Raw genomic sequence first — 709 nt, 5'->3', positions numbered from 1 at the left:
TGATGGAGGTCGTGATCGCTCCTGCGGAGCGGTTGGCGGTGCTGGCTGCGGACGCGGTGGAGGCGGTGGTGCGGTCGCGGCCGGAGGCGGTGCTGGGGTTGGCGACGGGGTCGTCGCCGTTGCGGGTGTACGACGAGCTGGCGCGGCGGCATCGTGAGGAGGGGTTGTCGTTCGCGGGGGTGCGGGCGTTCATGCTGGACGAGTACGTGGGTCTGCCGGTGGAGCACCCGGAGCGGTACCGGAACGTGATCGAGACGGAGATCGCCTCGCGGGTGGACTTCGCCGAGGGGGCGGTGCAGGGTCCGGACGGCAACGCACAGGACCTGGTCGCGGCGTGCGCGGCGTACGAGGAGGCGATCGCGGCGGCGGGGGGTGTGGACCTGCAGATCCTGGGGATCGGCACGGACGGGCACATCGCGTTCAACGAGCCGGGGTCGTCGCTGGCGTCGCGCACGCGGATCAAGACGCTGACGGCGCAGACGCGTGAGGACAACGCGCGGTTCTTCGGTGACGACGTGGAGCAGGTGCCGCGGCACTGCCTGACGCAGGGGCTGGCCACGATCATGGGTGCGCGGCACCTGGTGCTGCTGGCCACGGGCAAGGGCAAGGCCGAGGCGGTGCACCAGCTCGTGGAGGGGCCGGTGAGCGCGTTGTGGCCCGCGACGATCATGCAGATGCACCCGCACGCGACGGTGCTGGTCGACGACGC

At 71.7% G+C, this 709-nt stretch carries 1 protein-coding gene; it reads left to right on the top strand.

The genetic code is table 11. The annotated features are described in order from the left end of the window. Positions 1–2: 2 nt before the first annotated feature. A partial coding sequence (gene nagB, locus GJV82_RS19230; RefSeq protein WP_155100336.1) for a glucosamine-6-phosphate deaminase occupies positions 3–709 on the top strand: 707 nt, incomplete at its 3' end.

The sequence above is a fragment of the Cellulosimicrobium composti genome, from assembly GCF_009711085.1.
GTDB lineage: Bacteria > Actinomycetota > Actinomycetes > Actinomycetales > Cellulomonadaceae > Cellulosimicrobium > Cellulosimicrobium composti.
This window is presented reverse-complemented; position numbering and strand designations above follow the sequence as displayed.